4 protein-coding genes are annotated in these 6,676 nt (G+C 72.0%); 1 reads left to right on the top strand and 3 read right to left on the bottom strand.

All coding sequences use genetic code 11. The features are described 5' to 3' along the window. Positions 1-2,223: serine/threonine protein kinase (locus G6030_RS11905; RefSeq protein WP_241724333.1), on the top strand; the 2,223-nt coding region annotated here is incomplete at its 5' end. A 22-nt stretch (positions 2,224-2,245) separates the two neighbouring features. Here G6030_RS11905 and G6030_RS11910 read toward each other — a convergent pair. From G6030_RS11910 to G6030_RS11920, 3 genes are all read right to left on the bottom strand, one after another. After that, a complete protein-coding gene (locus G6030_RS11910; protein ID WP_182643265.1) occupies positions 2,246-3,457 on the bottom strand; it encodes an acetate kinase in 1,212 nt (403 codons plus the stop codon). Continuing rightward, positions 3,454-5,790 (bottom strand): phosphate acetyltransferase, encoded by a 2,337-nt coding sequence (gene pta / locus G6030_RS11915; protein WP_347238650.1) that lies wholly within the window; start codon positions 5,788-5,790, stop codon positions 3,454-3,456. Before pta ends, G6030_RS11910 begins: the two co-directional genes overlap by 4 nt. A gap of 85 nt (positions 5,791-5,875) precedes the next feature. After that, positions 5,876-6,676 (bottom strand): HNH endonuclease signature motif containing protein (locus G6030_RS11920; protein WP_182643266.1); only part of this gene is annotated, 801 nt, incomplete at its 5' end.

Raw genomic sequence — 6,676 nt, forward strand, 5'->3', positions numbered from 1 at the left:
GCGGTGTCCATGAGCGGCCTCCTGTCCGACACCGATCCCGACGCCGGCACCACCCCCCGCGCCGCCGGTCGGACGGGCCACGATCCCGAGTCGCGCACCGAGTCCGTGCCCGGCGCGCGTCCATCCGGCCGGGCCGACGCGGTCACCGGTGACCGCGCCACCTCGGCGCCGTTCCGCATGCGCCACCCCGACAAGCCCGAGGACCGGCCGAGCCAGGCCGCCGAGGGCCTCGTCGATCTGCCGTACATCATCCCCGTCGACCCCACGTCCGCGATGCTCGCGCCGGAGGACATCGAGGCCGAGTGCGAGGCCTCGAACGGCAGGCTGCCCAGGCCCGAACTGCGACCCGGCGACATCGTCGCCGACCAGTACGAGGTCCGCGGCGCGCTCGCCCACGGCGGGATGGGCTGGATCTACCTCGCCGTCGACCACAACGTCTCCGACCGCTGGGTCGTGCTCAAGGGCCTGCTCCACGCCGACCAGGCCGAAGCGCAGGAGGTCGCGGTCGCCGAGCGGGAGATCCTCGCCGAGCTGTCGCACCCGTCGATCGTCCGAATCTACAACTTCATCCACGACGACTGGGCCACCTCGCCCACCCACGGCGGGTACATCGTCATGGAATACGTCGGCGGCCCCAGCCTCCGCGACGTCCGGCGTGCCGCCCCCGGGCGGGTCCTGCCGGTGGAGAAGGCCATCGCCTACGTCCTCGAGGTCCTCCAGGCGCTGTCCTACCTGCACTCCGTGGGACTGGTCTACAACGACCTCAAGCCCGAGAACATCATGCTCACCGAGGACCACGTCAAGCTGATCGACATGGGCGCCGTGTCGGGCGTCGGCGACTACGGGCACATCTACGGCACCCCCGGCTTCCAGGCCCCCGAGATCCCCGAGACCGGGCCGACCATCGTCTCCGACCTGTACACCGTCGGCCGGACGCTGGCCTCGCTCATCGTCCGACTGCCCGTCGTCGACGGTCGCTACGCCGACGGGATCCCCTCCCCCATGGAGGAGCCGGTCTTCAGCCGGTACGACTCCCTGTACCGGTTCCTGCTGCGCTCCACGCACGAGGACCCCGACATGCGGTTCCGCAGCGCCTCCGGCATGGCCAACCAGCTCATGGGCGTCCTGCGGGAGGTCCTGGCACTGCGGACCGGGGTGCCGCACCCCGCGTTCTCGTCCGTGTTCTCCCCGCAGCGGTCGACGTTCGGCACCCTGTTCACCGTCGAGCCGACGGACTTCCTCGTCGACGGCCGCGCCCGCGACACCACGCTCACCGGCGCCGAGCTCGTCGACGCGCTCCCGGTGCCCCTCATGGAGTCGTCCGACCCGGCCAGCCGCATCCTCGCCGCGACCTCCTACACCTCGGTCGAACAGCGGATCGACACCCTCAAGGAGCTCTACTCCGACACCGGTTCCGAGGCGCACGAGAGCATCGGCGTCATCATGTCGCTCGCACGCGCCTACCTCGAGAGCGGCGACCTCGCCGCCGCCGAGGCGCTCCTGGAGGAGAACGCCCACCGACGGCGCGCCGAGTGGCGGCTCGTCTGGTACGACGGCGTCGTCGCGCTGCTCAAGGGCGACCCGGTCGGCGCCTACCCGAAGTTCCAGCAGGTGCTCTCCGCCATGCCCGGCGAGAACGGGCCCAAGCTGGCCCTCGCCGCCACCGCCGAGCTCATCCTCGACGTCTGCCCCGAACGGGACCGCGCCCGCTGGGCCCGCTCGAGCGAGCACTTCTACCGCACCGTGTGGTCGGTCGACCGCTCGGTCATCAGCTCGGCGTTCGGCCTGGCCCGTCAGCTCCAGCGGCGCGGCGAGGTCGCGGCCGCCATCGAGGAACTCGACCGCGTCCCACCCAACTCGCGCTACTCCTCGCTGGCCAACCTCACCGCGATCCTCCTCCTGTGCCAGGGGCGCCCCCTGGAGGAGACCGAGGAGTCCCACCTGCGGGAAGCCGCGCGCCGGGTGACCAACCTGTCGGCCGGCGAGCACCGGGCCTTCCAGATCCGGCTCACCGTCCTCACCACCGCGCTGGCGTGGATCCAGCTGCCCGGCAACGAGCCCTCGCCGTCCCCGCTGATGCGGGGTGTGCCGTTCACCGAGTTCGGCCTGCGCTCCGGCGCCGAGACCGTCCTGCGGACGCTCGCCCGATCCACCGAGACGCGGGCCCAGCGGTTCCGCCTGGTCGACCAGGCCAACAGCATCCGCCCGCGCACGTTGTTCTAGCGCCGCGGGGGCGGTCAGGGCACTACCGTCCCAGGCCCAGCACGGAGTCGCACGCCCTCGCGATCGCCAACTCCTCGTCCGTCGGCACCACGAGCACCGCGACCCGGCTGTCCGGCGTCGAGATGACCCGCTCGCCCGTGCCGTTCTCATTGGCGTCGCGGTCGATCTCGACCCCCCAGTCGCTCATCGTGGACAGCGCGTCGGCCCGCAGCCGGGCGACGTTCTCCCCAACCCCGGCGGTGAACGTGATCGCGTCCACCCGACCGAGGACCGCCCAGTAGCCGCCGATGTAGCGGCGCAGGCGATGGATCACCACCTCGTAGGCGAGCCGGGCGTTCTCGTCGTCGTCGTCGACCCGGGTCAGCAGCTCACGGAAGTCACGCGCGCCCGACAGTCCCTCCAGCCCGGACCGGCGGTTGAGCAGGGTGGAGACGTCCTCCGGTGACATCCCGCGGTCGCGGATGAGGTGGATGATCAGCCCGGGGTCGAGGTCCCCGGGGCGCGTGCCCATGACCAGACCCTCGAGCGGGGTCAGGCCCATGGAGGTGTCCATCGGGCGACCGCCCGCGATCGCCGAGGCCGACGCCCCGTTCCCGAGGTGCAGGACGATCTGGTTGATCTCGTCATAGGGCCGGCTGAGGACGTCGGCGACACGGTGGGAGACGAACTCGTGGCTGGTGCCGTGGAAGCCGTACCGCCGCAGGTCCCACTCCCGCGCCGTCTCGCGGTCGATCGCGTACGTGTGCGCGGCGGCGGGCAGCGTGTGGAAGAAGCCGGTATCGAACACCGCGACGTGCGGCAGGCCGGGCAGCAGCTCGCGGGCCACCCGGATCCCGCGCAGGTTGGCCGGATTGTGCAGCGGGGCGAGCAGTTCGAGCTTCTCGATGTCGGCCTCCACCTCGGCGGTCACCTCGACCGGCTCGTGGAAGGCCGGCCCACCGTGGACGACCCGGTGGCCGATCGCCTCGACGCCCAGGTCGGTGGGGTGAACGCGCAGCTCCTCGGCCAGCTCCAGTACGTGGGCCAGCGCGGCGGTGTGGTCGGGGAACCCGGCCTCCGCGGTCCGCTCCGCGGCGGGCGACCCGGTGAGCTCGCTGCGGCGCACGGTCAGGGTGCCGACGGGCTCCCCGATCCGCTCGACCAGTGCCCAGGCCAGCTCGGCCTCCACGGCGGTGTCGAGGATCTGCAGCTTGAGGGAGGACGAGCCGGAGTTGATGACGAGTACGCGGGTCATGAATCGCTTTCCTGGGAGTCGCCGGTGCCCTGCGCCTGGACGGCCGTGATGGCGACGGTGTTGACGATGTCCTCGACCAGCGCGCCGCGCGACAGGTCGTTGATCGGCTTGCGCAGGCCCTGCAGGACCGGCCCGATCGCGACGGCGCCCGCGGTCCGCTGGACGGCCTTGTACGTGTTGTTGCCGGTGTTGAGGTCGGGGAACACCAGCACGGTGGCGCGTCCGGCGACCTCGGAATCGGGCATCTTCTTCCCGGCGACCGTGGGGTCGACGGCGGCGTCGAACTGCAGGGGCCCGTCCACGACGAGGCCGGCCACCGGGTCGGCGGCGCGCGAGGCGGGACCAGCGGCGGACGCGGCGGTGGTGGCGGACGCGGCGGCGTCGGCGATGCGCGACCGCACGAGCGCGGTGGCCTCGCGCACCTTGTCGACGTCCGCGCCCGTGCCGGAGTCACCGGTGGAGTACGACAGCAGCGCCACCCGCGGATCGATACCGAAGCGCGCGGCGGTCTCGGCGGACGACAGGGCGATGTCGGCGAGCTGCTCCGCCGTGGGATCGGGCACCACCGCGCAGTCGCCGAACGCGAGCACGTGATCGGCCAGGCACATGAGGAAGACGCTCGACACCGTCTTCACATCCGGGCGCGTGCGGATGATCTCCAGAGCCGGACGGATGGTGTGCGCGGTGGTGTGGGCGGCGCCGGAGACCATGCCGTCGGCGAGACCCGTGTGCACCATCATCGTGGCGAAGTAGGAGATGTCGAGGATGCGGTCGCGGGCCACGTCCAGGGTCATCCCCTTGTGCTTCCGCAGCTCGGCGTACTCCTCGGCGAACCTGTCGGCGTGTTCGCTCTCCCGCGGGTCGAGCAGCTGCGCGCCGCTGAGGTTGATGCCCAGTTCGTCGGCCCGGCGTCGGATCGCCTCGGGATCGCCGAGGATCGTGAGGTCGGCGACGTCGCGTCGCAGCAGGCGGCCGGCGGCGTGGAGGATGCGGTCGTCGTCGCCCTCGGGCAGCACGATGTGCCGCTTGTCGGCGCGGGCGCGTTCGAGGAGTTGGTGCTCGAACATCTGCGGCGTCATCACGTCGGGCGTGTCGACGCGCAGCCGGGCGAGCAGTTCCTCGGTGTCGACGTGCTTCTCCATGAGGCTCAGCGCGGTCTCGACCTTGCGTCCGGAGCCGGAGTAGACACGACCGCGGGTCTCGGCGGCGAGCCGCGCGGTGTCGTAGGTCCCGTGCTGGGTGCAGACGATCGGCAGGGTGGACCGCATCCCCCGGACGAGCTTGTCCAGCGCCGGGTTCGGCGTCACCCCGCCGTTCCAGATCATCCCGGCCAGCGACGGGAAGCCCTCGGCGGCGTGCGCGGCGAGGATCGCCAACACCGCGTCGGTGCGGTCGGCGGGCACGATGACCACCATGCCGTCGACGAGCCGCTCGAGGATCCGGTCGCCGGTCATGCCGCCGACCATCACTGCCATCGCCTCGCGGTCGAGCAGCGCCGGGTCGCCGGAGTACAGGGTGCCGTCGACCGCCTCCATGAGCTCGCCCATCGTGGGCGCGGTGAGCAGCGCCTGGGTGGGCAGGGTCCAGGCCGGCACGTCGAGCGTGTCGAGTTCCGCCTGGATCGCCTCCAATGCGTCGGGATCGCAGCGGTTGGCGACGACCCCGACGGGGTGGGCGTGCTCGGCGCGCAGTTCGTCGAGCGTGAGCCGGGCGTTGGTGCCGATCTCTGCCGGGGAGCGGTCGGTACCGCGGAGCACCAGGAGCACGGGGGCGCCCAGGTTCACGGCGAGCGTGGCGTTGAAGTCGTACTCCGTGGGACTGGGGACCCCGGTGTAGTCGGTCCCGAGGATCACCACGACGTCGCACTGGCGAGCGACCACCTGGTACCGGTCGACGATCTCGCCGAGGGCGGCGTCGCGGTCCTCGTGGACGCGCAGGTTCGTCACGCCGACGCAGTCCTCGTAGTCGAGGTCCACGGTCGTGTGCTGCAGCAGCATCTCCAGGATGCGGTCCCGGGCCGGCTCGTCGTCGGTCGCCGTACCGGTAGCGGCGCCGGTGGACACACCGGGGACCGGCCGCGGGGCGACGGTGACGGGCCGGAACACGCCGACCCGCTGAACGGTCCCGGCGAGGATCCTCAGCAGGCCCAGCGCGACGGTCGACTTCCCGGTGTCGCCCTCGGGGGCCGCCACGTAGACGGCTGACGAGGAGAGCGGCTCGTTCCCGCTCTGGGCTGGGATGGTCAGCGCAGCGACGTCGGGTTCGGGCGGCTCGGCCCCGGACGACTCGGACGACGCGGGCGTGACGGAATCGGGCAGCAGGGAATCGGGCACGAAGGCATTGTGACAGCGCGGGCGGCGCGGCACATCTGGTACACCCCTGTCGGGCGCGTCCGTCACCCCGGTAGGGGGCCGATCGTCAGACATCGCTGAGCCTGTCGACGCCGGGAGGCAGCCACGTGCACAACCCGGGCGAGGCGGGGTTCACGATGGTCGTCCAGCCCGCCGGCCCGTCGCCGACGAACCCGTGATGCACGGGACAGCCGAGTGCGCCGTTCGCGACGGTCGTGGGTCCGCCTCTGGACCATTCCCGGACGTGGTGGAACTGACTTCGTCGAGCCGGGGCGGTGCATCCGGGGAAGGTGCACCCTCCGTGGGCGGCGTAGAGGACCAGCCGCTGGATCGCCGAGGCGATGCGCCGTTCGGGGTGGGCGTCCACGTCGATCCTGTGCAGTTCCTCGCGCCCGTCGCGGAGCAGCGAGACGAACCACGGCATGGATCCGGCCATCGAGACGGCCTGCCGGACGCTGAGCTGGGTGCCGGAGTCGGTGCGAACGAGAGCGTGGGGGTCCTCGAGCTGCTCGGGGGTCAGCCGGACCACGATCGTCGCGATCCCCTTGGGCCGTGCCGGGTCGACGGTCGAGCCGAGCGCCCACTGGTGGACGAGCGCGTCGTGGGCGCGCTGCTCCGGGGTGCGGTCGTCCGATCCGGGTTCACACGGCACGGCCCCGCCCGGGCCACCGAAGTCGCACAGCGCCCGCTCCACCAGCGCACGACCGCGAGGGGTGAGCGTCATGGTCAGCGTGCTCGTCCCGTCGGCGCGCACGGCACCGAGCCGGGCGGAGCGTTGACGCTCCTGATGTTCCTCGCGGTCCCGGCCGCGGGCGGGGCACAGCTCCGCGACCCGTCGCGCGGCCTCCGCGCGCAGGTCCGCGGGGGC

Origin of the sequence: Dietzia sp. E1 (assembly GCF_014145015.1) — a bacterium.
Taxonomy (GTDB): domain Bacteria; phylum Actinomycetota; class Actinomycetes; order Mycobacteriales; family Mycobacteriaceae; genus Dietzia; species Dietzia cinnamea_A.